Annotated in this window: 29 protein-coding genes; 21 read left to right on the top strand and 8 right to left on the bottom strand. The window is 64.2% G+C overall.

Translation table 11 applies throughout. The annotated features are described in order from the left end of the window. Position 1 precedes the first annotated feature (1 nt). The 5 genes from ACK8CP_RS09780 to ACK8CP_RS09760 all read right to left on the bottom strand — a co-directional run bounded on the left by ACK8CP_RS09780 (position 2) and on the right by ACK8CP_RS09760 (position 6,003). Positions 2-607 (bottom strand): hypothetical protein, encoded by a 606-nt coding sequence (locus ACK8CP_RS09780; RefSeq protein WP_414831620.1) that lies wholly within the window; start codon positions 605-607, stop codon positions 2-4. Beyond that, positions 600-3,599 (bottom strand): sarcosine oxidase subunit alpha family protein, encoded by a 3,000-nt coding sequence (locus ACK8CP_RS09775; protein WP_414831619.1) that lies wholly within the window; start codon positions 3,597-3,599, stop codon positions 600-602. The genes ACK8CP_RS09780 and ACK8CP_RS09775 overlap by 8 nt, the downstream gene beginning before the upstream one ends. Beyond that, positions 3,599-3,868, bottom strand: coding sequence for a sarcosine oxidase subunit delta (locus tag ACK8CP_RS09770; RefSeq protein ID WP_307152717.1), 270 nt, complete (start codon positions 3,866-3,868; stop codon positions 3,599-3,601). Before ACK8CP_RS09770 ends, ACK8CP_RS09775 begins: the two co-directional genes overlap by 1 nt. Before the next feature lie 37 nt (positions 3,869-3,905). After that, entirely contained in the window at positions 3,906-5,165 is a 1,260-nt protein-coding gene (locus tag ACK8CP_RS09765; RefSeq protein WP_414831618.1) for a sarcosine oxidase subunit beta family protein, read from the bottom strand. Positions 5,166-5,364: 199 nt separating this feature from the next. After that, positions 5,365-6,003: a tetratricopeptide repeat protein gene (locus ACK8CP_RS09760; protein ID WP_414831617.1), complete on the bottom strand. Its 639-nt coding sequence runs from the start codon at positions 6,001-6,003 to the stop codon at positions 5,365-5,367. A 294-nt stretch (positions 6,004-6,297) separates the two neighbouring features. On the opposite strand from ACK8CP_RS09760, the gene ACK8CP_RS09755 reads away from it, so the two are divergent. From ACK8CP_RS09755 to ACK8CP_RS09730, 6 genes are all read left to right on the top strand, one after another. Beyond that, the gene (locus ACK8CP_RS09755) at positions 6,298-6,867 is read left to right on the top strand and encodes a TRAP transporter small permease (protein ID WP_414831616.1); all 570 of its coding nucleotides are present in this window, start codon (positions 6,298-6,300) and stop codon (positions 6,865-6,867) included. Continuing rightward, positions 6,864-8,186: a TRAP transporter large permease gene (locus ACK8CP_RS09750; RefSeq protein WP_414831615.1), complete on the top strand. Its 1,323-nt coding sequence runs from the start codon at positions 6,864-6,866 to the stop codon at positions 8,184-8,186. Before ACK8CP_RS09755 ends, ACK8CP_RS09750 begins: the two co-directional genes overlap by 4 nt. Before the next feature lie 117 nt (positions 8,187-8,303). Then, positions 8,304-10,592, top strand: a complete 2,289-nt coding sequence (locus ACK8CP_RS09745) for an acyl-CoA dehydrogenase (RefSeq protein WP_414831614.1) — start codon at positions 8,304-8,306, stop codon at positions 10,590-10,592. Continuing rightward, positions 10,592-11,878: an acetyl-CoA C-acetyltransferase gene (locus ACK8CP_RS09740; protein WP_234630647.1), complete on the top strand. Its 1,287-nt coding sequence runs from the start codon at positions 10,592-10,594 to the stop codon at positions 11,876-11,878. Before ACK8CP_RS09745 ends, ACK8CP_RS09740 begins: the two co-directional genes overlap by 1 nt. Positions 11,879-11,889: 11 nt before the next feature. Continuing rightward, positions 11,890-14,007, top strand: a complete 2,118-nt coding sequence (locus ACK8CP_RS09735; RefSeq protein ID WP_414834164.1) for a 3-hydroxyacyl-CoA dehydrogenase NAD-binding domain-containing protein — start codon at positions 11,890-11,892, stop codon at positions 14,005-14,007. After that, positions 13,994-15,853, top strand: coding sequence for an acetyl-CoA hydrolase/transferase C-terminal domain-containing protein (locus tag ACK8CP_RS09730; RefSeq protein WP_414834163.1), 1,860 nt, complete (start codon positions 13,994-13,996; stop codon positions 15,851-15,853). The genes ACK8CP_RS09735 and ACK8CP_RS09730 overlap by 14 nt, the downstream gene beginning before the upstream one ends. Position 15,854: 1 nt before the next feature. On the opposite strand, the gene ACK8CP_RS09725 is transcribed toward ACK8CP_RS09730, so the two are convergent. Next, a complete protein-coding gene (locus tag ACK8CP_RS09725) occupies positions 15,855-16,133 on the bottom strand; it encodes a helix-turn-helix domain-containing protein (RefSeq protein WP_128292706.1) in 279 nt (92 codons plus the stop codon). Then, positions 16,102-16,374 carry a BrnT family toxin gene (locus tag ACK8CP_RS09720; protein WP_414834162.1) on the bottom strand — a complete coding sequence of 91 codons (273 nt, stop codon included), beginning with the start codon at positions 16,372-16,374 and terminating at the stop codon, positions 16,102-16,104. Before ACK8CP_RS09720 ends, ACK8CP_RS09725 begins: the two co-directional genes overlap by 32 nt. A 107-nt stretch (positions 16,375-16,481) precedes the next feature. Between ACK8CP_RS09720 and ACK8CP_RS09715 the strand changes: the two genes are divergently transcribed. Genes ACK8CP_RS09715 through ACK8CP_RS09705 form a run of 3 tightly spaced genes read left to right on the top strand, consistent with a single transcriptional unit; the run spans position 16,482 to position 17,992 of the window. After that, positions 16,482-17,327, top strand: coding sequence for an urease accessory protein UreD (locus tag ACK8CP_RS09715; RefSeq protein ID WP_414834161.1), 846 nt, complete (start codon positions 16,482-16,484; stop codon positions 17,325-17,327). Between the two features lie 9 nt (positions 17,328-17,336). Further along, positions 17,337-17,639, top strand: coding sequence for an urease subunit gamma (locus ACK8CP_RS09710; RefSeq protein WP_128292714.1), 303 nt, complete (start codon positions 17,337-17,339; stop codon positions 17,637-17,639). A gap of 47 nt (positions 17,640-17,686) precedes the next feature. Further along, entirely contained in the window at positions 17,687-17,992 is a 306-nt protein-coding gene (locus tag ACK8CP_RS09705; protein ID WP_234630652.1) for an urease subunit beta, read from the top strand. 111 nt (positions 17,993-18,103) lie between these two features. Here the strand turns inward: ACK8CP_RS09705 and ACK8CP_RS09700 are convergent, their stop codons facing one another. Continuing rightward, entirely contained in the window at positions 18,104-18,562 is a 459-nt protein-coding gene (locus ACK8CP_RS09700; RefSeq protein ID WP_414834160.1) for a hypothetical protein, read from the bottom strand. A gap of 193 nt (positions 18,563-18,755) precedes the next feature. Between ACK8CP_RS09700 and ACK8CP_RS09695 the strand changes: the two genes are divergently transcribed. From ACK8CP_RS09695 to ACK8CP_RS09640, 12 genes are all read left to right on the top strand, one after another. Beyond that, complete coding sequence (locus tag ACK8CP_RS09695; protein WP_414834159.1) at positions 18,756-19,163, top strand: lysozyme inhibitor LprI family protein; 408 nt, start codon at positions 18,756-18,758, stop codon at positions 19,161-19,163. 94 nt (positions 19,164-19,257) lie between these two features. Beyond that, positions 19,258-19,533 carry an AbrB/MazE/SpoVT family DNA-binding domain-containing protein gene (locus ACK8CP_RS09690; protein ID WP_414834158.1) on the top strand — a complete coding sequence of 92 codons (276 nt, stop codon included), beginning with the start codon at positions 19,258-19,260 and terminating at the stop codon, positions 19,531-19,533. Next, positions 19,530-19,691 (top strand): hypothetical protein, encoded by a 162-nt coding sequence (locus ACK8CP_RS09685; RefSeq protein WP_414834157.1) that lies wholly within the window; start codon positions 19,530-19,532, stop codon positions 19,689-19,691. The genes ACK8CP_RS09690 and ACK8CP_RS09685 overlap by 4 nt, the downstream gene beginning before the upstream one ends. A 2-nt stretch (positions 19,692-19,693) precedes the next feature. After that, positions 19,694-21,406, top strand: coding sequence for an urease subunit alpha (gene ureC / locus ACK8CP_RS09680; protein WP_414834156.1), 1,713 nt, complete (start codon positions 19,694-19,696; stop codon positions 21,404-21,406). 33 nt (positions 21,407-21,439) lie between these two features. Continuing rightward, the gene (locus ACK8CP_RS09675; protein ID WP_261213027.1) at positions 21,440-21,733 is read left to right on the top strand and encodes a BrnT family toxin; all 294 of its coding nucleotides are present in this window, start codon (positions 21,440-21,442) and stop codon (positions 21,731-21,733) included. Continuing rightward, a complete protein-coding gene (locus ACK8CP_RS09670) occupies positions 21,699-21,962 on the top strand; it encodes a BrnA antitoxin family protein (protein ID WP_261213025.1) in 264 nt (87 codons plus the stop codon). Before ACK8CP_RS09675 ends, ACK8CP_RS09670 begins: the two co-directional genes overlap by 35 nt. Positions 21,963-22,011: 49 nt before the next feature. Further along, positions 22,012-22,485, top strand: coding sequence for a DUF29 domain-containing protein (locus ACK8CP_RS09665; protein WP_414834155.1), 474 nt, complete (start codon positions 22,012-22,014; stop codon positions 22,483-22,485). 6 nt (positions 22,486-22,491) lie between these two features. Then, the gene (locus tag ACK8CP_RS09660) at positions 22,492-23,016 is read left to right on the top strand and encodes a GNAT family N-acetyltransferase (protein WP_414834154.1); all 525 of its coding nucleotides are present in this window, start codon (positions 22,492-22,494) and stop codon (positions 23,014-23,016) included. A gap of 63 nt (positions 23,017-23,079) precedes the next feature. Beyond that, entirely contained in the window at positions 23,080-23,688 is a 609-nt protein-coding gene (locus tag ACK8CP_RS09655; protein ID WP_234630659.1) for a LysE family translocator, read from the top strand. Further along, on the top strand, positions 23,685-24,209 hold the full coding sequence (locus tag ACK8CP_RS09650; RefSeq protein ID WP_414834153.1) for an urease accessory protein UreE: 525 nt from the start codon (positions 23,685-23,687) through the stop codon (positions 24,207-24,209). Before ACK8CP_RS09655 ends, ACK8CP_RS09650 begins: the two co-directional genes overlap by 4 nt. A 22-nt stretch (positions 24,210-24,231) precedes the next feature. Then, a complete protein-coding gene (locus ACK8CP_RS09645) occupies positions 24,232-24,513 on the top strand; it encodes a YrhK family protein (RefSeq protein WP_414834152.1) in 282 nt (93 codons plus the stop codon). Further along, a complete protein-coding gene (locus ACK8CP_RS09640; RefSeq protein WP_414834151.1) occupies positions 24,506-25,180 on the top strand; it encodes an urease accessory protein UreF in 675 nt (224 codons plus the stop codon). The genes ACK8CP_RS09645 and ACK8CP_RS09640 overlap by 8 nt, the downstream gene beginning before the upstream one ends. Position 25,181: the final 1 nt, after the last annotated feature.

The following is a 25,181-nucleotide window of genomic DNA, read 5'->3' as shown; positions in this document are numbered from 1 at the left end:
CTCACTTCACGCTGAGTGTGAGCTCCCAGGCCCTGCCGGCATCGACGAGCCATTCGACCATCGCCTCGCCGTAGCTGCGCGCGACCGCGATGTCGAAGCAATCTTCAGCCTGGCGCAGCACGAGGACGTCGAACGCGGCCATCTTGGTCTGGGCGGCACCGCCCGGCGGCAGCGTGTCGAAATCGAGAGCAATGCCGTGGGCGAGGAGGTTTGCCGCAGGCGCGCCAGCCAGGCGTACGATGCTGAAGCCGTGGCTGAGATCGGTCAGCGTGCCCGATCGGCCGATCGCTTTCTTGAGCTGATCGGCAATGCCATCGGTATCGCTCAACAGCATCAGCCGGCCGACGCCCAGCGACACCAGCATGCCATGGGCATTGTCGACAAACGTGCCATTGTCGGGCATCGGCAGCTCCGTCACCTCTGACAACGCATTGGCGAAGTCGAGGGCGGTGGAAAGCCACGCCTGCATCTGCACGATGACCGCCGGGCGAAATTCGGTGAGCGTGAGGGGCGCGGAGGTCGCCGGTTTCGTACGTGCCAATGCGTGAAGCGCCGATTGTCTTTCGATCGACGCGGGCTTTTTGGCGGTGTTCGTTTCCTCAGCCATTGGGGCGGCTCCCGTCGGGATCGTAGAATTGCGGGTCCACGACCCGCACCCGGTTATGTGTCCCGCGCAGGGGATCGGCCGCGTAGAGAACCTCTTCGTGCCGTTCCCGCCCACCGCGCAGGAGCGCCAGCGCGATATGGCTCTTCATGGCCGGGCTGTAGGTCGCCGAGGTGATGTGCCCTTCGGACTCGCCCGGCTTCTCCGCACTTTCGCCTTTGACGAGATGCGCGCCGGCCTGGACGATTGCGCCGTCGAGCGCCACAAGGCCGACGAGTTGCTGGCGGTCTTGCGAGGTCAGCGCCTCGCGCAAGGCGAGCGGCCGGCCGACGCAGTTCTTCTTTTTCGACAGGATTTTTTCCATGCCGAAATCTTCAAGGCTCCGACGCCCGTCGAACTCCGCTGCGCCGGGATAGCCCTTCTCGATGCGCAGAATGTCCATCGCCTCCATGCCATAGGGCGAGACGTCGAGATCCTTTCCCTTCTCCAGAAGATGCTTCCAAAGGAAGACGCCGTGATCGGCGCCGATATAGATCTCGTAGCCGTCTTCCCCGGATGAGGAGAGCCGCGCCACGATGACGGGGAGATCGCTGATCGTGGCACGATGCACGTCCCGGTACGGGAAGGCACGATTGTCCGTCTCCCGGCCTTCCACGACGCGGCTGGCGAGCGTGCGCGATTTCGGACCGGAGACGGCGATGCCGGCATAGTGCTCGGTGACGGACGTCACGGTGACGCGCAGATCAGGCCATGCGATGGCAAGCAGGAACTCCAGATGCGTCACCACCGTCTCCGCTTTTGCGGCCGGAGTGGTGAGCAGGAAATGGTCTTTGGAGAGACGGAAGGCCGTGCCCTCGGCGAAGATAAGACCATCCTCGCGCAGCATGACGCCATAACGCGTCTGCCCGGTCGTCAGGTTGGAGAAGAGGTTGGTGTAGACGCGGTCGAGGAAGGCCGCCGCGTCGGGGCCCGCGACATCGATTTTGCCGGTGGACGAGATATCGGCGATGCCGACCGCTTCGTGCACATGGGTGGCCTCGCGCAATGCAGCCTTCTCCGCGGCTTCGCCGGGCCTCGGATAGGCGCGGGGCTCCATCCACAGGCCTGAGGCTGCCATCGGCGCCCCGGCCGCGACATGCGTGGCGTAAAGTGGTGAGCGCCGCACCGGGCGCATCTGTGCTCCGCGGGCGCGTCCGGCGAGCGTGCCGAGCGGCACGGGTACGAAAGGCGGGCGGAAGCGCGTCGTGCCGGCCTCGGACATCGGCACCTCGCGGGCCTCCGCCAGAATGGCGAGGCCTGTGACGTTCGAGGTCTTGCCCTGATCGTTCGCCATGCCGAGCGTCGTGTAGCGCTTCACATGCTCCGGGCTCTCAAAGCCCTCCCGTGCGGCAAGCCGGATATCTTCCGCGGTGACATCGTGCTGAAGGTCGACGAAGGCCTTGTCGAATTTGCCGAACCGACGGCCCGCAGGGGCTTTCACCTCAAACAGGGGTTTGAGCCCACCATCCTCGACGGATGCCCGCAGATTGCCGCCGCGGCTGTCCACCTTGAAGGAGGGGAGCGGGCAACGCAGGCCGAGGAGTTCGCAGGAGGCCTGCCCCGCGACCGCGCCTTGTTTCAAGACTTCGCCGAGGCGCGCCGCGCCGATCATCGCGCCGGCGGGCACCCAGGCCTCGCGCTGTGTGCCCGGCACGAAGGCGGCGATGTCTGCGTTCCAGGTGGGGGCGCCGCCGGCCTGGCTCGCAAGATTGATGACGGGGTTGCTGCCGCCGGAGACAAGCAGCGTGTCGCATTCGAGCGTGGTCGTCTCGCCGCTGCCGTCGGCGGCCATGATGACCGCCTTCTCGAGCTGCTTCTTGCCCTGAGCCGCGATGACGACATGGCCAGTGAGAAGGCGCGCGCCTGTTTGTTCGAGCGGCTCCGTCAGCTCATCCGGCAAGTCCTCGCGCGGATCGACGATGGCGGCGATCTGCAGCCCCTCTTCGACAAGGGCGGCTGCATTGAGCCATGCTTGGTCGTTGTTGCAGAAGAGAACGGCCTGCCGGCCGACCATGACGCCGAAGCGGCGCGCATAGGCGAGCGCGGCGGAGACGAGCATCACGCCCGGCCGGTCGTTGCCGGCAAAGACGATCGGACGCTCGTAAGAGCCGGTGGCGAGCACCACCTGCCGGGCCTGCAGCCGCCAGTGGCGCGCCCGCGTGAGACCGCCGGCGCTGCAATCCTCGAAGGCGGCGAGCACATTGGCGTCATAATAGCCCCAGACATTGGTCTGCCGCAGAACCCGCACATTGGGCATGGTGTCGAGCTCGTCGGCCGCTTCCTTCGCCCAGTCGAGCGCCGCCGTGCCGTTGATGCGCGCATCGTCGAGATCGATTGCACCGCCTAAGACGTGCCCTTCATCGGCGATGAGGACGCGGGCGCCGACGCGCCCTGCTGTCAGCGCCGCGGCAAGCCCGGCCGGACCACCGCCGACGACGAGGAGATCGGCAAAGGCATTGGCGCGTTCGTAGCGTGCCGGATCGGGCGACAGGCTCGCCCGGCCCATGCCGGCGGCGGCGCGGATCGACGGCTCGTACCACATCCACGAGCGCTTCATCGGCCCCATGAAGGTCTTGTAGTAGAAGCCGGCGCCGAAGAAGGGAGCGAAAACCTGGTTGATGGCGCCGAGATCTCGGTCGACGGAAGGGTAGGCGTTCTGCCCGCTGACGACGAGCCCGTCGGAGACGAGCCGGGTCGTCGCCTGCACATTGGGCTCCGTTTCGCCGCCCACACCTGTCGTCACCAGCGCGTTCGGCTCTTCGCTGCCGGCGGCAAAAACGCCGCGCGGCCGGTGATATTTGAACGAGCGTGCCACGATCGCGCGTCCCGAGGCGAGAAGTGCGGACGCGATCGTGTCGCCGGAGAACGCCTCCACCGGCTTGCCGTCGAAGGTGAAGCGAAGCGGCTTGTCACGATCGATGCGTGTGCCGGGCGCGTCGGTGCGGAAGCCAACCATCACTCGTCTCCCCCGAACGGACCGGCAAGCGCGGCGTTCAGCACTTCATGCGTCTCGGTGTTGCGGGTGGCGATCAGGAACTGCCGGCAGCCATGTTCGTGCTGCCAGATTTCCTTGTGTTCGCCGCGCGGGTTCTTGCGCTCGTAGACATAAGGGATCCACGGTCCGGCTTCTTTTTCCCGGTGCGACGGACGCTTCACGCCCGCATCGCCCCAATAGGTGAATTCGCCGACATCGCGCAGCCCGCAGACGGGACATGGGATCAGCATGGCACGCTCCCGCGCCGCGTTGAGAGAGGGCGGCGCATCAATGCAATCTCGGGGTTGGGCCGACGCCGGCCTCGTCGAGCACCCGGCCGTCCTTGAAGCGGTCGAGTGAATAGGCGGCGTTGAGCGGGTGCGGCTCGTCATTGGCGATCGTATGGGCAAAACACCAGCCGGCTGCGGGTGTCGCCTTGAAACCGCCATAGCACCAGCCGCAATCGAGGTAGAGGCCGGGCAGGGGCCCCTTGTCGATGATCGGACTGCCGTCCATCGACATGTCCATGATGCCGCCCCAGGAGCGCAGGAGCTTGAGGCGCGAGACATTCGGAAAGAGCGCCAGAAGCTGCTCCGTCATCTCGTGGACGACCGGCAGATTGCCGCGCTGGGCGTAGGAATTGTAGAGATCGAGGCCCCCGCCGAAGACGAGGCCGCCCTTGTCGGATTGCGTGACATACATGTGCCCGCAGCCATAGGCGACGACCGTGTGGATCAGCGGCTTCACCGGCTCGGTGACGAAGGCCTGAAGAAGATGGCTTTCAATCGGCAGATTGTCGACGCCGGCAAGCCGCATCACGTCGGATGTCATGCCGGCGACGGAGACGCCGACCTTGGCGGCCTTGATCTGTCCGCGCGGTGTCTCCACGCCGACGACCTTGCCCGCCTCCTTGATGAAGCCGGTGACGGGTGTGTTCTCGATGATATCGACGCCGAGGCGATCGGCAGCGCGCGCATAGCCCCAGGCGACGGCGTCGTGGCGCGCGGTGCCGCCGCGTTTTTGCAGAAGCCCGCCGACCACCGGAAAGCGTGCGCCGGGCGAAATGTCGAGACCCGGACAGAGCCGCGACACGCCCTCGCGGGAAAGAAGCTCCGCATCGATGCCGGCGAGCCGGAGCGCATTGCCGCGTTCTGCAAAACGATCGAGCTGTTCGGGCGAATGCGCGAGATTGAGAACGCCGCGCTGCGAGAACATGACATTGTAGTTGAGCTCCTGCGACAGGCCCTCCCACAATTTCAGGCTCCAGTCGTAGAAGCGGTGGTTTTCCGGCAGGAGGTAATTTGAGCGCACGATGGTCTGGTTGCGCCCGACATTGCCCTGGCCGATCCAGCCGCGCTCGACGACGGCGATATTGGTCAGCTTGTGGTTCTTGGCGAGATAGAAGGCCGTGGCGAGACCATGGCCACCGCCACCGACGATGATGGCGTCGTAGCGCGGCTTCGGCTCCGCCTTGCGCCAGGCCGGACGCCAGCCGCGATTTCCCGTAATGCCCTGGGTCAGGACCCGCAGGGCCGAATATTCCGCCATCGCCATTGATCCGGGCTGTTGCCGCACGCTTTCGGAGAGTGCCCCCTCCAACAAGGTTAAAGCTTTGACTCAATCGGAGGCGTTTCGAAAGCGGCGCGAGCGGTTTTCTCCACCGACAGATTGCCGCCCGGCCGGCACCAGTCGACGTTTTTGTCGGGCGCTGAGGAACTTGCGGAAGTTGTGGGCGATCGGGGAAAACTCAGATGTCGCGGCCGCCCGCGTCCCCCTCGCCGTCTTCGTCTGCGGGTCTGTCGCCGTCGGGCGTCTGCGGAAGCAATGCCCGCTCTCTCAGCCATGGATTGATGGCGACGGCTTCGCGCAGAGCTTTGTGGGCAAGCCGCGTGCGCCCCTGATGCAGGAGGATGAGGCCGCGGCCGGAAAGTGCCGCGAAGTGCTTGGGCTCGAGCTCCATCACGCGGTCGATGTCTTCGAGCGAGCCGTCGAGATCGCCTTCGAGAAAGCGCAAGGTGGCGCGTTGATTCCAGGCCTCGGGATAATCGGGTGCACGGGCGATCACGTCATCGAGGATCGCCACCGCCTTGTCGTAATCGGCGACGCGGCGGGCCGTGAGGGCCTCCTGCATCATCTGCGAAATCTCCGCGGTCGGGCCGGCCATCCAGGCCTGCCAGATCAGGTTCTCGATGCGCCGGCCTTCCATTTCGCTCGGGGCGTTTTTGAGCTCCTCGTAGAGGCGGGAGAGTTCCGCGTCCCGCTCGGAGGCGGAGAGATGCCGGCGGGTGTCATCGTCCGTGCCGGCGGCGCGGCTCGGGCCCGAAAGGAAGAGAAGCGCGAGAAGGGTAACCACCAAAGAGAAGAGGAGGTTGTCGGCGCGCGGCATGCCCCGGCGCCTGTCGCAAGCGGGCGGAGCCGGAGCTGCGGAGACGGTTATCACTGGCAAGGCAATCGACATCATGTCCTTCTGCGCGCCAAAGCGCACGGATTGGCCTCGTTGAAAGAATAGTTAGGCCTGATGCCGGGGCTGACCAGCGCCTCGCCGCAATCCGCGCAAACCATACGCTCAACAAGGCTTGAAAACCGTCCTCTGCCTCTTCCGGCGTGCGAGCCAGGATGGCATGGTCGCGCGCAAGCGACCACAAAGCGCCGCCGGGGAGAGGAAAGGCATGACGACATCGTGAGCGGAGGGATTTTTCCCGAAGCCGAAGCGCGCGTCGGCCGCCTCGTCGGTGGGCTCTGTGCTGCTCTTGCCATTCTCGGCGGTCTCGTCCTCGTCGTTTTGACGGTGATGACCGTTCTCTCCATCGCCGGCCGCGCGCTGGTGCCTTTGGGGCTCGGTCCGGTCCAGGGCGATTTCGAGCTCGTGGAAGCGGGGGTGGCCTTCGCCGTCTTTTCCTTCCTTCCCTGGTGCCAGTTTCGCCGTGGCCACGTCACCGTCGACCTTCTGGCGGAGCGATTCGGGCCGCGCGGCATGGCGGCTTGTGCGCTTGCGTCCAATCTCGTCATGACGGCGATCGCCGGTCTTCTCGCCTGGCGCCTTGGTCTCGGCATGCAGGACAAGAGGCTCTACCCGGAGACGACCTTCATCCTGCAATTTCCCGTCTGGTGGCCCTATGCGGCCTCTCTCGCCGGCGCCTGGATGTTCGCCGTCGCCTCGGCCTACACCGTCTGGCGCGCCTTGAACGAGACGCTGACGACAGGCGAACAGGCGGGTCTGCGCCCGCGCGGTACGGAGTCCGGCGAGTGAGCGATGTGGCGCTTGGCGGCTGGTCTTTCGTCGTCCTCCTGATTCTCATTTTCCTGCGCATGCCGATCGGCCTTGCGATGCTCGTCGTCGGTCTCGTCGGCAACGTTCTCGTCAACGGCTCCTGGACTCCGCTTCTGGCGCAGCTCAAATCGCTCACCTACGAGAGCTTTTCGAGCTACTCGCTGTCGATCGTGCCGCTCTTTCTCCTGATGGGGCAGTTCGCGACGCGCGGAGGCATGTCGCGGCAGCTCTTCGATGCGGCGGCGGCACTTCTTGGCCACCGCAAGGGCGGCGTCGCCATGGCCGCCGTCGGTGCCTGTGCCGGTTTCGGGGCGATCTGCGGCTCGTCCCTTGCGACGGCCGCCACCATGGCCAAGGTGGCGATCCCGGAGATGCGCCGCTTCGGCTATTCGGGGGCGCTTTCGACAGGCTGCCTCGCTGCGGGCGGCACGCTCGGCATCCTCATTCCGCCCTCTGTCATCCTGGTGATCTATGCCATCCTGACGGAGCAGAACATTGCCAAGCTCTTTCTCGCCGCCGTCCTGCCGGGGCTCCTGGCGGCACTCGGCTATATGCTGGCGATCGCAATCTATGTGCGCCTGCGGCCGGACGCGGCGGGGCGTCGCGACAAGGCCGATCGGGAGGAGAGGATCGCGGCTCTCATCGCTGTCTGGCCGGTCCTCGTCGTTTTCATTGCCGTCATCGGGGGCATCTATCTCGGCATTTTCACGCCGACCGAAGGGGCGGCTGTCGGCGCTCTGGGCACCGGCCTCATTGCGCTCGCGAACGGTGCCCTCGGGCCTCGCGCCCTGATCGACGCGCTGCTGGAGACGGCGGTCGCCACCGCCATGATCTTCTTCATCGTTTTCGGCGCGGCCGTCTTCAACACCTTCCTCGCCTTCTCGCAGCTGCCGCAGGAACTCGCGCAAAGCGTGATGGAGGCGGGCCTCGATCCGTGGACGGTGCTTGCCGCGATCCTGCTTTGCTACCTCGCTTTCGGATGCGTGATGGATTCGCTGTCGATGATCCTCCTCACCATCCCGATCTTCTTTCCGCTCGTGAGTGGTCTCGATTTCGGTCTCGGCCCAGAGGAATTCGCTATCTGGTTCGGTATCTTAGTCTTGATCGTCGTAGAGGTCGGGCTGATCACGCCGCCGGTTGGCATGAACCTCTTCGTGATCAACTCGTTGTCAGAAGATGTTCCGATGAGCGCCACTTTCCGTGGCGTCATTCCCTTTGTCGCCAGCGACATTTTGCGCATAACAATTTTGGTTGCCTTCCCTTCGATCACCCTCGTTATGCTTCGAATTCTCTATTGAGACGAAAAACGACAACCATATGTGGGAGGGGGCGCCGCAGCGCGATCCCCGAATTCGCGGGGCTTGCAACCCGGTCGGTCCGGCCGCGTTTGCACCGCATGCATTGAGGAGCAAGACATGTCTTTTCGCGCCCGTTTCATCACTCGCCCGCTCTTCGGCTGGGCGCGCAACATCCTGCCGCCCATGTCGGACACGGAGCGTGAAGCCATCGAGGCCGGAAATGTCTGGTGGGACGCCGAACTCTTCACCGGAACGCCGGACTGGGAAAGATTGCTCGCCACGCCACCGGCGACGCTGACGGAGGAGGAGCGGGCTTTCCTCGATGGGCCTGTGGCCGAGCTCTGCGAGAAGCTCGACGACTGGCACATCAACTGGAAGCTCCATGACCTGCCGCAGGAGGTCTGGGACTTCATCCGCGAGAAGCGCTTCTTCGGCATGATCATCCCGAAGGAATATGGCGGTCTCGGCTTCTCCGCCTTCGCCCATTCGGAGGTGATCCGCAAAGTTTCGACCGCGAGCGTCACGGGGGCCGTTTCCATCATGGTCCCGAATTCGCTCGGACCGGGTGAGCTTTTGATGCAGTTCGGCACCAAGGAGCAGCGCGATTACTGGCTCCCGCGCCTGGCCCGTGGCGAAGAAATTCCCTGCTTCGGCCTGACGAGCCCGGACGCCGGGTCCGATGCTGCCGCCATGACCGATACCGGTGTCGTCACGCGGGGTACGCACAATGGCGAGGAAGTGCTCGGCATCCGCCTCAACTTTTCCAAGCGCTACATCACGCTGTCGCCGATCGCGACGGTGATCGGCCTCGCCTTCAAGATGAAGGACCCCGACCATCTTCTGGGCAAGAAGGAGGATCTTGGCATCACCGTCGCCCTGATCCCGGCCGACACCCCGGGCGTGACGCGCGGCGAGCGGCATATCCCGGCGATGACTTTTTTCCAGAACGGCCCGGTGCACGGCAAGGACGTGTTTGTGCCGCTCTCGGCGATCATCGGCGGCGAGGAACAGATCGGCAAAGGCTGGAAGATGCTGATGTCGGCGCTGGCCGCCGGCCGCGGCATCTCGCTTCCCTCGCTCTCGTCGGCCGCAGCCTCCTTCGCGGCGCGCACAACGGGCGCCTATTCCAGGATCCGGCACCAGTTCAATCTGCCGGTCGGCAAGTTCGAAGGCGTGCAGGAGCATCTCGCCCAGCTCGCCGGCACCGCCTATCAGCTCGACGCGGCGCGCCGCATGACCTGCGCCTCGCTCGACCAGGGCTACAAATCGGGCGTCATCGCCGCGATCATGAAGGCCCATGCGACCTATCGCATGCGCGAATCCGTCAACGACGCTTATGACATCCATTCCGGCAAGGCGGTGATCGACGGGCCGAAGAACTATCTCGGCAATCTCTATCGCGCCGTGCCGGTCGGCATCACGGTGGAGGGTGCGAACATCCTCACCCGCAATCTGATGATCTACGGTCAGGGAGCGATCCGCGCCCATCCCTTCATCTTGAAGGAGATGATGGCGCTGTCGGAAACCGACCGCGACAAGGGCATCAAGGAGTTCGACGAGGCCTTCTGGGGCCATGTCGGCCATGCCATCAAGAACGCCTTCCGTGCGATGGGCCGCGGCTGGACGTTTGGCCGCTTTGCGCCGGCGCCGGAGGAGGCGGGCGATCTCGCCGTGCATTATCGCCAGCTGTCGCGTTACTCGGCCGCCTTTGCGGTCGTGAGCGATCTGGCGCTCCTCACGCTTGGTGGTTCGCTGAAGCGCAAGGAGCGCCTGTCGGCCCGCCTCGGCGATATCCTGTCGGAGCTCTATCTCCTGTCGGCGACGTTGAAGCGCTTCGAGGTCGACGGAAAACCCGCAGCCGACCGGCCGCTCGTCGATTACACCTTTGCGCGTGGCACCAAGGCGATCGGCACGGCCTTTGCCGAGCTTCTCGACAATCTGCCGTCGCGACCGGCGGCGTGGCTTGCGAAATTCATGCTCTTCCCGTTCGGTGCCCGTCGCTCCGGCCCGTCCGACAAACTCGCCCAGACCTGTGCGGAAATTCTGCTCGAGCCTTCGGAGACGCGCGAGCGCCTGACCTCCGGGCTTTATCTCGGCGAGGGACAGCCGGACGCGGCGATCTCGCATCTGGAGCGGGCCTTCAAGCTCGTCGTCGAGGTGGAGCCGCTGCGTCGCAAGCTGCGCGAAGCCAAGGTGAGGAACCCCGACGAAGCCGCGAAGAAGGGCCTCATCTCCGAGGAAGAAGCGAACCGCCTCAAGGAAGCCGAGGCCGCGGCCGATCTCGTGATCGCCGTCGATGCCTTCCCCGGCGAAGCCTTCACCCACGGCAGCGCACTGCCGGACGAGCGTGACAACACGCCGTCCGCGGCTGCCAGCAACGTTCACGACCTGAAACGGACCGCTTAATGACCCAGCCAGTTTATCTGGTGGACGGCGCCCGAACCCCGTTCATCAAAGCCCGGGGAAAGCCCGGGCCGTTCACGCCCGTCGACCTCGCCGTGCAGGCGGGGCGGCCATTGCTCATGCGCCAGCCTTTCTCGCCGAAGGAATTCGACGAGGTCATCCTGGGCTGCGTCAACGTCATTGCCGACGAGATGAACCCGGCGCGCGTCGCAGCCCTTCGTCTCGATATGGGCGACGAGATGCCGGCCTTCACCGTGCAGATCAATTGCGGCTCCGGCATGCAGTCGATCGACACGGCCTTCCGCTATATCCAGGACGGCACCCGCGACATGATCCTGGCCGGCGGCACGGAGGCGCTCAGCCATTCGCCGATGATCCTGAAACGCGATGCGGTGGAATGGCTCGGCGAGTTCAATTCCTCGAAGTCGATCTGGGACCGGCTCGGCAAGACGACCTCGTTCCGCCCGGGCGATTTCAAGCCGCAGATCGGCTTGGAGCGCGGCCTGACCGATCCGATCACGGAACTCAATATGGGTCAGACCGCGGAGATCCTGGCGCAGATCTTCGACATCAGCCGCGAACAGGCGGATGAATATGCGACGGAGAGCCATCACCGGCTCGCCCGGGCACAGAATGAAGGCTGGCTCGCCGACGAGGTGACGCCGGCCTTCGATCGCGACGGCGTCGCCTATGATCACGATGACGGTGTGCGGCCCGACAGCTCGGTGGAAAAACTCGCCAAATTGAAGCCCGCTTTCGAGCGGCCTTTCGGCAAGGTGACGCCCGGCAATGCCTCGCAGATCACCGATGGTGCCTGCTGGGTCATTCTCGCCTCCGAACGGGCGGTCGAAAAATGGGGCCTGAAGCCGATCGCGAAGATCGTCGATTCCGAATGGGGGGCGCTCGATCCCGCCATCATGGGGCTCGGGCCCGTCGTGTCGTCGACGAGGCTCATGCAGCGCCATGACATGGGTCTCGACAATGTCGATCTGTGGGAGCTGAACGAAGCTTTCTCCGCGCAGGTTCTCGCCTGTCTCGCCGCCTGGGAAGACGAAACCGTCTGCCGCGACGTTCTCGGCCTCGACCATCCGCTCGGGCGTATCGAACGCGACAAGCTCAACATCGACGGCGGTGCCATCAGTCTCGGCCATCCGGTCGGCACCAGCGGCAACCGCATCGTGCTGCATCTCGCCAACGCCTTGAAGCGCACCGGCAAGAGCCGCGGAATTGCAACCGAATGCATCGGCGGCGGCCAGGGCGGCGCCATGCTCATCGAACGCGTAATGTGAGGACGGAAGACATGGGACGCATGCTGAGCGCGCTGTCGCCGCGCCTTATGGAAACCGGGCCCGTCGATCTGAAGATGGCGCCCGCCGACAAAATGTGGAAGCGCGGCCGTGACGCCGACAATGTCGAATGGCTTCTCCTCGACATGCCCGGCCGCTCCGTCAATGTCGTCGACGAGGCGATGCTGACGGAACTCGACGCCATCCTGACGGAGCTCGAGGCGAACCCGCCGAAGGCGCTCGCCATCCGCTCGGCGAAGAAATCCGGCTTCATCGTCGGCGCCGACATCAACATGTTCCGCAATCTGACGAAGGCGGAAGAGGTGGAGGCGGCGCTGAGGCGCGCCCACAAGGTCGTCGATCGGCTCGCCGCCGTGCCTTATCCGACAGTCGCCGTCATTCACGGCAATTGCCTTGGTGGCGGTCTCGAAATCGCGCTTGCCTGCAAGCGCCGTGTCGCAGTCGGCGAGGCGAAGCTCGGCTTTCCGGAGGTGATGCTCGGCCTGCATCCGGGCCTTGGCGGCACCTTCCGCTCCACCGAGCTCATCGACCCGACCGAGGCGATGACCATGATGCTGACTGGCCGCAACAAATCGGCCCGTTCGGCAAAGCGTCTGGGGCTCGTCGATCTTGCGACGGAAGAGCGCCATGTGGCGGCGGCCGTTGCGGCGGTCGCCAAGGGCGAGCTTCATTCCGCCGCCCATGAGGGGCTGAAAGACAAGGCGCTGAGCAGCGGCCCGGGCCGCCGCTTTGCGTCCAACCGCATGCGGGCGAAGGTCGAGGAGCGGCTGCGCAAGGAGCATTATCCGGCGCCTTATGCGCTCATCGATCTGTGGGAAACGTCCGGCGGCGACGTCGACAATATGCGCGAAGGCGAGATCAAATCGTTCGCGGACCTTCTCGTCACGGATACGGCGCAAAGCCTCATCCGCGTCTTCTTCCTGCGTGAGACGATGAAGGGTCTTGCGCCGAAGAAGAGCGATATCGGCCATGTGCATGTGGTCGGCGCCGGCACGATGGGCGGCGAGATCGCCGCCTGGTCGGCCCGCAGCGGCATGCGCGCGACGCTCGCTGACCTCGCCATCAAGCCGATCGCCAAGGCGATGAAGCCCGCCTGGAAGATGATGGAAAAGACGCTCAAAGACAGCGTCAAGGCGCGCGACGCATGGGACCGGCTCATTCCGGACCCGAACGGCTACGGGCTCAAGGGCGCGGACCTCGTCATCGAAGCGGTGCCGGAAAAGCTCGATCTGAAGAAGAAGATCTACGCCGGCCTCGAAGAGGGCATGAAGCCCGGGGCGATCATCGCCACCAACACCTCGTCGATCCCGCTCGAGGATTTGCGGGCGGACCTGAAAGATCCCTCCCGCTTCGTCGGCATCCACTTCTTCAACCCGGTGTCGAAGATGCAGCTCGTCGAGGTGGTGAAACACGACCGCCTGTCGGACGAGACGCTTTCGGCCGCGATGTCCTACGTCACCTCGATCGACCGCCTGCCGGCGCCGGTGAAATCCTCGCCGGGCTTCCTCGTCAATCGCGCTCTGACGCCGTATCTCCTCGAAGCCATGCTCCTGCTCGACGAAGGCGTCGACAAGGAGGTGATCGACGAGGCCGCGAAGGATTTCGGCATGCCGATGGGCCCGGTGGAGCTCATGGACAATATCGGCCTCGATGTCGGCCTCGCCGTCGCCGACGAGTTGCGCAACCGCCTGCCGGTGCCGATTCCCGAGGCGCCCCAATGGCTGAAGGACAAGGTCGAAAAGGGCGAGCTCGGCCGCAAGACCGGCAAGGGGCTCTATTCCTACGACAAGGACGGAAAGCCGCAGCGCGGCAAGAAGCACGAGGCCATCCCGCCGGCGGATCTTCAGGATCGCCTTGTCCTGCCGATCCTCAACACATGTGCGGCATGTCTGCGTGAGAACGTCGTGGAGGACGAGGATGTCCTTGACGGCGCCATGATTTTCGGTACGGGCTTTGCTCCTTTCAGGGGCGGACCGCTCCATTACGCCCGCGCTCGTGGCGTGGACGAAGTTGTGGCGGCGCTCGACAAGCTGGCCGAAAAATATGGCGATCGCTTCAAGCCGGACGACGGCTGGACAAAACTCCGACAGGAACAGCGTGCGGCCGCCTGAGGTTTCCTCGGACGCAGACGCTCTCGCCGACAGGGTTATTGAGCATGTAGGCCGGGACATCGTTCTCGGCCTGCCGCTCGGCCTCGGCAAGGCGAACCTTTTTGCCAACGCGCTTTACAGGCGGGCCGAAGCCGATCGCTCGATCCGCCTGACGATTTTCACCGCGCTGACGCTGCAGCCGCCCTCCGGCTCGTCGGAGATCGAGAAGCGGTTCATGGGACCGCTCGCCGAGCGGCTCTATACAGGCGTGCCGCGCCTTGCCTATGCGCGGCCGATGCGGGCGGGCACGCTGCCGCCGAATATCGAGGTCAACGAATTCTTCTTCCTTGCGGGCAAGTACCTGTCGAGCCCGCACGCCCAGCAGACTTACATCTCCGCCAATTACACCCATGCCGTCGGCTATCTTCTGGAGCGCGGCGTCAATGTCGTCGGCCAGATGGTGGCGCGCGAAGGTGAGGGGGAGAGCGCGCGTTACAGCGTTTCCGGCAATACCGATGTGACGCTCGACATCCTGTCGACGATCCGGGCGCGCCGCGCCGCCGGTGAAAAGCTCGCCCTTGTTGGCGAGGTGAACAACGAGCTCCCCTTCATGCCGGGCGCGGCCGAACTGGCGCCGGAAGAGTTCGATTTTATTCTCGAAGGCGGAGACTACCCGCTCTTCGTCACACCGAAACCGCCCGTTTCGCTCGCGGATTACGCCATCGGACTGCATGCCGCGAGCCTGGTGCCCGATGGCGGGACGCTGCAGATCGGCATCGGCTCGATCGGCGACGCGCTCACCCATGCGCTCATCCTGCGCCATCGCTACCCGGAGGTTTTCCGCGCTGCGCTCGACGCGCTCGGACCGACGCCTGCGGGGCGCGAACGCCATTGCGAACCGTTTCGCGAAGGCCTTTATGCCGCTTCGGAAATGTTCGTCGACGGCTTCCTCGATCTCTTCGAGGCCGGCATCCTGAAGCGGCCGGCCGAGGATGGCGCCGTCCTGCATGCCGGCTTCTTTCTCGGGCCGCAGAGTTTTTACGACCGCTTGAAGGCGCTGCCGGAGGGGGAGCGGGCGAAGCTCTCCATGCGCGAGATCTCCTTCGTCAACGATCTCTACGGTGACGAAGAGCAGAAGCGCCGCGACCGCCGCGATGCCCGCTTCGTCAACAACGCCATGATGGCGACGCTCCTCGGAGCCGTCGTCTCCGACCAGCTGGAGGACGGGCGCGTGGTCTCGGGTGTCGGCGGCCAGTACAATTTCGTTGCCCAGGCTTTTGCGCTCAAAGGCGCGCGCTCCATCATGGCGCTCCGGGCTGCGCGGATGGCCAAGGGCGCGCCGCGTTCCAACATCGTCTGGACTTACGGCCATACGACCGTGCCGCGGCATTTGAAGGATGTCGTCATCACCGAATACGGGATCGCGGAGCTGAAAGGGCGCAGCGACCGCGACACCGTCGCTGCCATGCTGGCGATCACCGACAGCCGTTTTCAGGATGGGCTCGTAAAGCGTGCTCGCAAGGCCGGCAAGATCGAGCGCGGTTTCAGGCTTTTGTCGACGGAGAACACGCCGCAGCGCATCGTCTCGGCTCTATCGCCGTTCCGCCATGCGGGACATTTGCCGCGCTTCCCGCTCGGCACGGATTTCTCCGAAGCCGAACAGACGCTGCTTCCGGCGCTCTCGCTTCTGAAACGGCAGCAGGGGGCCTGGCTCGAGCTCGCCCGCACGTTCCGGGAGGGCTGGGGAGCCGGCGAGACGAGCCCTTCGGAAAAAGCGGCTCTCGATCGCATGGGGCTCGCCAAACCGAAGAGCCTCAAAGAGACGGCGCTCGCCGCCCTCGTTCTGGGCGCACTCAGGCGCAGCTGATTTACGCCACGGCGGTGGCAACCAGCTCCGGATTGCGCATGATCACGCGAACATAGGCGATCGCAAAGTCCGGCGGTGTGACTCGCGCCTGCTCCCAGTCCCGAAGAGTCCCGAGCGGAACATGAAACCGCTTGGCGAACTCGGCCTGGGTGAGGCCGAGCTGGGTGCGTGCCTTGCGCACGATACGCGCTTTCTGCCCGCGCTCCAGGGCTTCGGCCGAGACATCGAAGTCCTCGGGATCGTTCGAGTCAGAGGGCAGAACGATACGATCTTTCTTCACCTTTGTTGCTCCTTCTGACGGAGATGAAACGCGGCTGCCCGTCCCGCCAGACGAATATGGCCGTGTAAATCTTTTCGCCGACGCAGCCGATGGCCTTGAAGCGTTCCTCGCCATCCTTTGGGCGTATCGATGGAAGGATAAGAAGGTCCTCATCCTCCATGATCGTGTCGCCGAAGATCAGCGGCAGACCGTGGCGCTCCCGGTTGCAAACATCCTTGGCGGGATCGAACCTGTCGGTCATGAAAAGAGCATATACCGAAATTCAGTAGAAATACAGATTTGAAGCGTGGCGGGCGCTCTCGACTCGCTCACCATTCTCGTCGATGGTCGGATGCGGAAGAGGGCGGGATGCTTCGAACGAGCGTCGATACGAGTGATAGAGCCAGCGCGCCTGCGCGTCTCCAGCGCGTCGAGGCGGAGGCGCGGATCGCCTTCAAGCGCGAGGGCGGGGTGACCCGTCTCGGCCGGCTGTTCCACCAGGGATCTGTGAAGTGGCGCCTGCCGCACGTGCCGGCGGGCATGCCGCCAGAAGCTGTCGTCATCAATACCGCGGGCGGTCTCACCGGTGGTGACCGGTTTTCCGTCACCGTCGAGATGGGCGAGGGGACGACGGCGGTTGTAATGACACCCGCCTGCGAGCGGCTTTACCGCGCGGCGGGCGGGGTTGCCGAAATCGACGTGCATCTCGATCTCGCGGCAGGCGCGACCCTCTGCTGGCTGCCGCAGGAGACGATCGCGTTTCAGGGCGCGGCCTGTCATCGCCGCATCACGGCCGAGCTTGGCGAAGGCGCCCGGCTTCTGGCGCTGGAATCCACGCTTCTCGGGCGCCGCGCCATGGGCGAATGCGTGACGCGGGCCGATCTGCGAGAAAGCTGGCGGGTGCGCCGCGCGGGACGTCTCGTGCATGCCGACGAACTGGCGTTGCGCGGCGACGTCGCGGCGCTCGGCGGCGCACGTGCCACCTTGGCGGGCGGCAGCGCTTTTGCGAGCCTTCTCCTCGTGGCGGAGGATTGCGAGCCTCTCGTCGATCGTTTGCGCGCAGCACTCGGACCCGGAGGCGGGGCCAGCGCCTTCAATGGCAAAATACTTGCTAGGCTGGTGGCGGAAGACGGCCTTGCGCTGCGGCGCCACCTTGTGCCCGCGCTCAGAATTCTATTAGCGGATTGTCCGCTGCCCAAAATCTGGACGCTTTGAGATAGGATCATGCAGCTCACCCCGCGCGAAAAGGACAAACTGCTTGTTGCCATGGCGGCTGAAGTCGCCCGAAAGCGGCTTCAGCGGGGCGTCAAGCTCAACCATCCCGAGGCGATCGCCCTGATCACGGATTTCGTGGTCGAAGGTGCGCGCGACGGACGCGCCGTTGCAGATCTCATGGAGGCAGGCGCCCATGTCGTCACCCGCGATCAGGTGATGGACGGGGTGGCGGAGATGATCCACGACGTTCAGGTGGAGGCGACGTTTCCGGATGGGACCAAGCTCGTCACGGTCCACCAGCCGGTGCGTTGAACACGGGGCGGGAGAAGGATTTCCGCGAGAAGAGAGGTATTGGTGCCATGATCCCTGGAGAGGTCATTCCGGCGGCGGGCGACATCGTTCTCAATGAAGGTTGCGAGACCGTCAGCCTTGAGGTCGCCAATACGGGCGACCGTCCCGTTCAGGTGGGCTCGCACTACCACTTCTATGAAACGAACGAAGCCCTGGCGTTCGACCGCGAGAAAGCCCGGGGCATGCGCCTCGACATTGCGGCCGGCACGGCCGTGCGTTTCGAGCCGGGCCAGAGGCGCGAAGTGACGCTCGTGCCGCTTCGTGGCGCCCGCAAAGTGTACGGCTTCAATCAGAAGGTCATGGGTGCGCTGTAAGAGCGACCGGACATTCGGCTGCTGACGTACCGCAGCCGATAATCGCCGCCGGATCGAATTGCATGGAAGAGGGCGCGGTCGCTCAGGCGGCCGCGCCCTTTTATGCTCCCGTCAGCTGCGCACGAACAGCAGAAGGTCGCCCGAGGGCATCATCTGCGCGGCGACTACTTTCGTCACATCGAGCCCGCCCTCGCGAAGCCGCGGTCCGAGCTGCTGATGATGCGAGAGGGTGTCGCGCAACTCCGTCACCTTGTCCCGGTTGTCGGCCACGGCCTGATCGACGCGTGCGGCCGCATCCGCGCCGGCACGTTCATCGATGGTCACGACGCCGACCTGCTTGATGTCGGTGTCGGAGATGGCATCGGCGGCGTTGCCGGAATCGGCGACCGAAGCGACGACGCTGTCGACGGTAATCGGCGTGCGGCCCTGTTCTCCCGGCGCCGCCGGCTGGGCGGCCTGCGTCTGGTCCGGTTTGGCCGCGGGCGTGCCGGCATCTTGCGCGAAGGCGACGGGCGCCAGAAGCGGGAGGGCGAAAGCGGCCGCAGCTGCTGTTGAAACGATCTTTCGCATCGGTCTTTCCTCTTCATCAGAGTTGGGACAGGCCCGCCATGCGGCGGGCGCGTCGGAAGCTCCGCCAGTCTGCGTTTCGAGGGGCCGAAAATGTGATCATTCAGGGACCATTTCGCGGTGCCTGCGGCTGTGCCATCTTCTCTTTCATGATGTTTCGAAGCCGTCGCAGCGCGGCAAGTGGAGAAATTGTTTGATGGCGCGATCCAATATGTTCATGGCCGCCCTTGTCGTCCTTCTGACCCTGTCGGCCGCGGGTGCGGCGCGGGCGGCCGAATGCGCCGATCCACAGACGCAGACCGACATGAATGCCTGCGCAGCGCAGAAATTCGAAGCGGCGGACGCCGCTCTCAATGAGGCGTGGCCGAAGGTTCTGGAGTATTACCGTGCGCTGGACGCCGAGCTTTCGGATGATCTGAAGGGCGCGGAAGACGCGCTCCTCGAGGCGCAACGCACCTGGATCGTCTTCCGCGATGCGCATTGTGCCTCTGTCGGCTTCGCTGCCCGTGGCGGCACCATGGAGCCGCTTCTTGTGACATCGTGCAAGGCCGACCTGACGCGCGAGCGGACCGATCAGCTTCTGGCACTGTTGGGAGACAAATAGACGGAAAGTCGGCGAAAGTGGGCGCGGTCGGCAGATGTGCGAAATGTAAGCTGGTCGGCTATATGTAAGCCAGTGCGCTGTTTCGGAGCTTTTCATGGGTGCCGCAGCAAAGGTTTCCGGCAAGGGCCAGATCACCATCCCGAACTCGATCCGGGAGGAGATGGGCATCGAGAAGGGTGACGAGCTCGTTTTCTACGAAGGTCTCGATGGCCGTATGCGCGTAAGGGTGCGCAAGCTGCGTCGTGGCGCGGGCCGCGCCATGCTGCATTGGCCAAACGCTCCGAAGACTTCCGAGGAGGTTCGAAAAGCGGTGAAAACGGCCGTCGGCGCAGCTCGGAGTCATGGGTCTTCTGGGGCAGATGCGACGTGACCGGCCTTTCAGCAGCACTCGACGCCTATGAGGACGGTCCCGCGGATTTCGCCGAATATCTGATCGCAGCTCAGAGCCGGAATTTGGGTGCAGCCCCGACTTTCACCTTCGATACGGCCGCTCTCAAATCGCCTGGCTTTGCCAAAGTGGAAAGCTGACCATGCCCGCCACAATTTCCCGTGCCGCCTATGCCGACATGTTCGGCCCCACCATCGGCGACAAGGTTCGCCTTGCCGATACCGATCTCGTCATCGAGGTGGAGAAGGATTTCACCATCTATGGCGAGGAGGTGAAGTTCGGAGGCGGTAAGGTCATTCGCGACGGCATGGGCCAGAGCCAGCATGCGCGGGCGGATGGCGCCGTCGACACGGTCATCACCAATGCACTGATCGTCGACCACACCGGTATCTACAAGGCCGATATCGGCCTGAAAGACGGGCGCATCGCGGCGATCGGCAAGGCCGGCAATCCCGATACGCAGCCAGGCGTCGACATCATCATCGGCCCGGGAACCGAGGCGATCGCGGGCGAAGGCAAGATCGTGACCGCCGGCGGCTTCGACAGCCATATCCATTTCATCTGCCCGCAGCAGATCGAAGAGGCGCTGATGTCGGGGGTCACGACGATGCTCGGCGGCGGCACCGGCCCGGCGCATGGAACGCTCGCGACGACCTGCACGCCGGGCCCCTGGCACATGGCGCGGATGATCGAGGCGGCAGACGCCTTTCCCATGAACATCGGTTTTGCCGGCAAGGGCAATGCCTCGCTGCCGGCTGCGCTCGAGGAGATGGTGAAGGGCGGCGCCTGCGCGCTCAAGCTGCACGAGGATTGGGGCACGACGCCGGGCGCCATCGATTGCTGCCTGTCCGTCGCTGACGATTACGATGTGCAGGTGATGATCCACACCGACACCCTCAACGAGTCGGGTTTCGTGGAGAACACGATCGCTGCCTTCAAGGACCGCACCATCCATGCCTTCCACACCGAAGGGGCGGGTGGTGGCCATGCGCCGGACATCATCAAGGTCTGCGGCCTGGCGAACGTTCTGCCGTCCTCGACCAATCCCACCCGGCCCTATACGCGGAACACGATCGACGAGCATCTCGACATGCTCATGGTCTGCCACCACCTCGATTCCAACATTCCCGAAGATGTGGCCTTCGCCGAAAGCCGCATCCGCAAGGAAACGATCGCGGCGGAAGACATCCTGCATGACATGGGCGCCTTCTCCATCATCGCCTCCGACAGCCAGGCGATGGGACGCGTCGGCGAGGTTTTGATCCGCACCTGGCAGACGGCGCACAAGATGAAGGTGCAGCGCGGCCGCCTTCCCGAGGAGACGGGCGACAACGACAATTTCCGTGTGCGCCGCTACATCGCGAAAGTGACGATCAATCCTGCGATCGCGCACGGCATGGCCGACGAAATCGGTTCGGTGGAAGCGGGCAAGCGCGCCGATCTCGTTTTGTGGGATCCGGCTTTTTTCGGTGTGAAGCCCTTCATGGTGCTGATCGGCGGCTCGATCGCGGCCGCGCCGATGGGCGATCCGAACGCCTCCATCCCGACGCCGCAGCCGGTGCATTACCGCCCGATGTTCGGCGCCTATGGCAAGGCGCGGACGAATTCGTCGGTGACCTTCGTCTCCAGGGCGGCGATCGACGATGGTCTTGGGGCGCGGCTCGGCGTGGCGAAGGAACTCGTTCCGGTCAAAAACACCCGCGGCGGCATCTCCAAGGCCTCGATGCTCTTGAACGACGCGACGCCGGAGATCGTGGTCGATCCGGAAACCTACGAGGTGCGCGCCAACGGCGACCTCCTCACCTGCGAGCCGGCCGATGTTCTGCCGATGGCGCAGCGGTATTTTCTGTTTTGATCGCTTTGTTTGTAACTACATGCGTGGTTACATATGATGCTGTTCGAATGGGATCCTGCGAAGGCTCGGACGAACATCGCAAAGCACGGTGTTAGCTTTGAGCGGGCCGTGCAGGTTTTTGAAGGTCCGGTGCTGACCTATGTCGATCAGCGGTTTGGCTCTGGCGACGTACGAGAAATTGCGATCGGCTGTATCGGAGATACCGTCATTCTGACGGTGATCCATACAGACAGAAACGGCGTAACGCGCATCATCTCAGCTCGTCCGGCATCGCGCGCCGAAAGGAGGCGCTATGAACAAGCGCTACGACAAAGAACTGACACTTGAGGAACTCGCCGCGATTCGTGACGAGGACATCGATTATTCCGACATTCCCGAACTTGGCGAGTGGTTCTGGAAGAATGCGAAAATCGTCTATCCCGACAGCCGGGCGAAGAAGCAGCTGACGCTTCGGCTCGACGCCGACATCGTCGAATTCTTCAAGGCGGAGGGTCGAGGATACCAGACCCGCATGAATGCCGTTCTGCGCAGTTATGTCGATGCCGTGCGAAAATAAGCGACGCAATGCGAATGGCGTCGAAGCCCGCTCCGGCGTAAATTGAAGCATGTCGTCCGAACCGCTCAAGAAACCGGCCGAAGCGGAACCGCTTTACGAAGCGGATTTCTTCCGCTGGACGCAGGAGCAGGCCGAAGCGCTGCGCACGCGACGCCTCGCCGATCTCGACTGGGCGAATCTTGCCGAGGAGATCGAGACCTTGGGCCGATCGGATCGCAGCGAAATCCGCAGCAGACTGACCGTCATCCTGTTGCACCTCCTGAAATGGCGGCACCAGCCAGAGCAGCGAAAGGGCGGTTGGAAAGCGAGCATTTTCGAGCAGCGTGTTCGGATCGCTGACCTTCTTGAAGACAGTCCGAGCCTGCACTCCTATCCGGCCACCGTCCTTGCCAAGGAATACCGCATCGCGCGTCTCAAGGCGGCCGACGAGACTGGTCTGCCCGAGGATCGCTTTCCTGAGACGTGCCCCTTCACCATCGAAGAAATCCTCGACGAGACCTTCCTGCCGAAGGCGGAGGAATAGACCCTGATGGCCTGGATCTGTCGCGAAGCCGATCCGGCCTTCGATCGCTGGGACGAACTTCATCGTCTTTTGATGGATTGCTTCGCCTATATGGCGGCGCGGATCGATCCGCCGTCCTCGCTTCTGCGCATGGGGCCGGCGGAGCTTGCCGAAAAGGCTGGGAGCGAAACGCTTCTTCTGGCTGAAGAGGATGGACGCATCGTCGGCTGCGCTTTTCTCAGGCTCGAGCCGGACTGCCTTTATATCGGCAAGGTCGCCGTCGATCCGGCGTTTCGCGGGGCGGGGCTGGCGCGACAGCTTTTTGCTCTCGCTGAAGAGCGGGCGCGGGCGAACGGGCGCTTGGTCCTCAAGTTGCAGACGCGCGTCGAGCTCTCCGAGAACCACGCCACCTTCGCCCGCCTCGGGTTTGCGAAGGTGGGTGAAACGGCCCATGACGGCTATGACCGTCCGACCAGCATCACCATGACGAAGCCGGTCGACCCTCCACGGCCAGATCGCGCCTTCTCGGCTGCCGTTCCCGAACAAGCCTGACTTCCTTCCGCAGCGCCGCATTTTTCTCTAGGGTTTCATCTGAAACGCCTTGAGAGCTTTGCGATGATCGCCTGGAGCCTTTTCATTCCCGCCTGCTTTGCCGTGAATTGCGCGCCCGGGCCCAACAACATGCTGGCCTTCGCCAATGCGGCGAAGGTCGGGCCGCTCTACGCTCTTCTGGGGGGCCTCGGCCGCATGCCGGCCTTTGCCATTTTGATCGGTGTCACCGTTGCGGGACTTGGCGCGATCCTATCCGCTTCCGCCGAAGCGTTCGTCGTCATCAAGCTCCTGGGCGCCGCCTATCTCATCTATGTCGGCGTCAGGATCCTGCGCCATGCGCGGCATCTCGCACGGGTCGACCCGTCCTCGGTCAACCTGAAGACACTGATGCGCCGCGACTTCACCATCGCCATCACCAATCCGAAGGCGATCGCGGTTTTTACGGCTTTCTTCCCGCAGTTCATCGATCCGGCCTTTCCGGCCTGGTCGCAGCTTGCGCGGCTCGGTGGCGCCTTTCTCGTCATGGAGGTTGTGGCGGTCGCGCTCTATGTCGCCGCCGGCGCCCTCCTCAAAGGTCTGCTGCGCTCGGAGCGCATCTTCGTCTGGCTCAACCGTTTCGTCGGCTCGGCGCTGATCGTCTCGGGTGGTTCGATGGCGGTGTCGAGCCGATGACCAGCGAGCAGATGTCCGGTGATCCGCACACCTGGCCGCGCGCCACCGCCGTCGATGAGGCAGGTCTGCCCTCGGAAGGGATGACCGAAACCGTCTGTCTCACCTCGGATGAGCGCCACCGGCGCCGTCTGGTGATGACGACGGAAACCGGGCTGACCTTTCTGCTCGACCTTCCCGAAGCGCGGCTGCTGCGGGAGGGCGACCGCCTGGTTCTGGAAGACGGACGCCGCATCGACGTGCGGGCAAAGCCTGAGCCGCTGCTGGAGGTGCGCGCGCCCGACCGAACCACGCTTTTGCGGCTCGCCTGGCATCTCGGCAACCGCCACACGCCCGCCGCCCTCCAGGAAGAGCGTCTTCTCATCCGCCGTGACCACGTGCTTGCCGAGATGATCCGCAGGCTCGGCGGAGAAATTTTCGAAGTGGAGGAGGCGTTCGATCCGGAAGGTGGCGCTTATGGCGATCCGCACCATCACGGCCATGGTCATGGCACCGAGCCGCCCCATTCTCATGGGCCAGGATGAACAGTACGGACCGCGAGGCAGAATGGCTTTCTTCGACCCGCAGAACAACACCCAGACCGCGCGTCACCGCAGGCTCTACGCGCTCTACGAAATCGCCTTCACGACCGTGGATGTGAGCGCGGCGGTGCTCTTCGTGGTCGGCTCTGCGCTCTTCTTCTATCCGGAGCTGGAATCGCCGGCGATCTGGTGCTTTCTCATCGGGTCCATCTGTTTTGCCATGAAGCCGACGATCCGCATCGTGCGGGAGCTGCATTATCTCGCGCTCGGAGATTTTGACGATGTCGACAAGGCGGCGCATGGCTGAGGGCGCGACCGAGGTCGAAAGCGGCAGCGAAAATGCGGCCGCTGCTCTGGTCACCCTGCAATATTGGTTGTCTCCTGCCTTTCCCGTTGGGGCGTTCGCCTATTCGCATGGGCTCGAGCGGGCTGTCGGCGCCGGCTGGGTGCATGACCGCGAAAGCCTCAAGGCATGGCTCGACGCTCTTCTCCTCTGCGGTTCGTTTCGCGCCGACGCTCTGCTCTTCGCAGCAGCCTTTCGCGCGCGTTCGGTCGGAGATGAACAGGCGCTCGCCGAGATAGCCGAGCTTGCCGAGGCTCTGGCGCCGTCGCAGGAGAGGCATCTCGAAACGATGGCGCAGGGGCGTGCCTTCGCCGCGGCGACGGGCGGCCCGGAAAGGCCCTGGCCGGTTGCGATCGGGACGGCCGCCGCTGATCTCGATATCGGGCTCGTCACAGCTGTTGCAAGCTTCCTGCAGGCTGCCATCGTCAATCTCTGTTCGGCGGCGCAAAGGAGCGTTCCGATCGGTCAGAAGGATGCGCTGGCGGTTGTCACGGCGCTGCGCGAGGGCGTTCTTGAAACTGCCGCCTGGGCGGCCGCCGCAGATCTCGCCGAGCTTGGCAGCGCGACGTTTTTCTCCGATATCGCTTCGATGCAGCACGAGGTGCAGGAGACGAGGTTGTTCCGCTCATGAC

The sequence above is a fragment of the Afifella sp. YEN Y35 genome (assembly GCF_047553465.1).
Lineage (GTDB): Bacteria > Pseudomonadota > Alphaproteobacteria > Rhizobiales > Afifellaceae > Afifella > Afifella aestuarii.
This window is presented reverse-complemented; position numbering and strand designations above follow the sequence as displayed.

What these genes read in the sequence shown, in the direction of transcription:
- ACK8CP_RS09650 (WP_414834153.1), top strand. Translation starts at nt 23,685, where the DNA reads ATGACCAGCGAGCAGATGTCCGGTGATCCGCACACCTGGCCGCGCGCC.
- ACK8CP_RS09665 (WP_414834155.1), top strand. Translation starts at nt 22,012, where the DNA reads ATGTCGTCCGAACCGCTCAAGAAACCGGCCGAAGCGGAACCGCTTTAC.
- ACK8CP_RS09780 (WP_414831620.1), bottom strand. Translation starts at nt 607, where the DNA reads ATGGCTGAGGAAACGAACACCGCCAAAAAGCCCGCGTCGATCGAAAGA.
- ACK8CP_RS09740 (WP_234630647.1), top strand. Translation starts at nt 10,592, where the DNA reads ATGACCCAGCCAGTTTATCTGGTGGACGGCGCCCGAACCCCGTTCATC.
- ACK8CP_RS09715 (WP_414834161.1), top strand. Translation starts at nt 16,482, where the DNA reads ATGCTTCGAACGAGCGTCGATACGAGTGATAGAGCCAGCGCGCCTGCG.
- ACK8CP_RS09640 (WP_414834151.1), top strand. Translation starts at nt 24,506, where the DNA reads ATGGCTGAGGGCGCGACCGAGGTCGAAAGCGGCAGCGAAAATGCGGCC.
- ACK8CP_RS09760 (WP_414831617.1), bottom strand. Translation starts at nt 6,003, where the DNA reads ATGCCGCGCGCCGACAACCTCCTCTTCTCTTTGGTGGTTACCCTTCTC.
- ACK8CP_RS09660 (WP_414834154.1), top strand. Translation starts at nt 22,492, where the DNA reads ATGGCCTGGATCTGTCGCGAAGCCGATCCGGCCTTCGATCGCTGGGAC.
- ureC (WP_414834156.1), top strand. Translation starts at nt 19,694, where the DNA reads ATGCCCGCCACAATTTCCCGTGCCGCCTATGCCGACATGTTCGGCCCC.
- ACK8CP_RS09775 (WP_414831619.1), bottom strand. Translation starts at nt 3,599, where the DNA reads ATGGTTGGCTTCCGCACCGACGCGCCCGGCACACGCATCGATCGTGAC.
- ACK8CP_RS09720 (WP_414834162.1), bottom strand. Translation starts at nt 16,374, where the DNA reads ATGACCGACAGGTTCGATCCCGCCAAGGATGTTTGCAACCGGGAGCGC.
- ACK8CP_RS09645 (WP_414834152.1), top strand. Translation starts at nt 24,232, where the DNA reads ATGGCTTTCTTCGACCCGCAGAACAACACCCAGACCGCGCGTCACCGC.
- ACK8CP_RS09700 (WP_414834160.1), bottom strand. Translation starts at nt 18,562, where the DNA reads ATGCGAAAGATCGTTTCAACAGCAGCTGCGGCCGCTTTCGCCCTCCCG.
- ACK8CP_RS09670 (WP_261213025.1), top strand. Translation starts at nt 21,699, where the DNA reads ATGAACAAGCGCTACGACAAAGAACTGACACTTGAGGAACTCGCCGCG.
- ACK8CP_RS09690 (WP_414834158.1), top strand. Translation starts at nt 19,258, where the DNA reads ATGGGTGCCGCAGCAAAGGTTTCCGGCAAGGGCCAGATCACCATCCCG.
- ACK8CP_RS09745 (WP_414831614.1), top strand. Translation starts at nt 8,304, where the DNA reads ATGTCTTTTCGCGCCCGTTTCATCACTCGCCCGCTCTTCGGCTGGGCG.
- ACK8CP_RS09655 (WP_234630659.1), top strand. Translation starts at nt 23,080, where the DNA reads ATGATCGCCTGGAGCCTTTTCATTCCCGCCTGCTTTGCCGTGAATTGC.
- ACK8CP_RS09765 (WP_414831618.1), bottom strand. Translation starts at nt 5,165, where the DNA reads ATGGCGGAATATTCGGCCCTGCGGGTCCTGACCCAGGGCATTACGGGA.
- ACK8CP_RS09770 (WP_307152717.1), bottom strand. Translation starts at nt 3,868, where the DNA reads ATGCTGATCCCATGTCCCGTCTGCGGGCTGCGCGATGTCGGCGAATTC.
- ACK8CP_RS09675 (WP_261213027.1), top strand. Translation starts at nt 21,440, where the DNA reads ATGATGCTGTTCGAATGGGATCCTGCGAAGGCTCGGACGAACATCGCA.
- ACK8CP_RS09735 (WP_414834164.1), top strand. Translation starts at nt 11,890, where the DNA reads ATGGGACGCATGCTGAGCGCGCTGTCGCCGCGCCTTATGGAAACCGGG.
- ACK8CP_RS09695 (WP_414834159.1), top strand. Translation starts at nt 18,756, where the DNA reads ATGGCGCGATCCAATATGTTCATGGCCGCCCTTGTCGTCCTTCTGACC.
- ACK8CP_RS09710 (WP_128292714.1), top strand. Translation starts at nt 17,337, where the DNA reads ATGCAGCTCACCCCGCGCGAAAAGGACAAACTGCTTGTTGCCATGGCG.
- ACK8CP_RS09705 (WP_234630652.1), top strand. Translation starts at nt 17,687, where the DNA reads ATGATCCCTGGAGAGGTCATTCCGGCGGCGGGCGACATCGTTCTCAAT.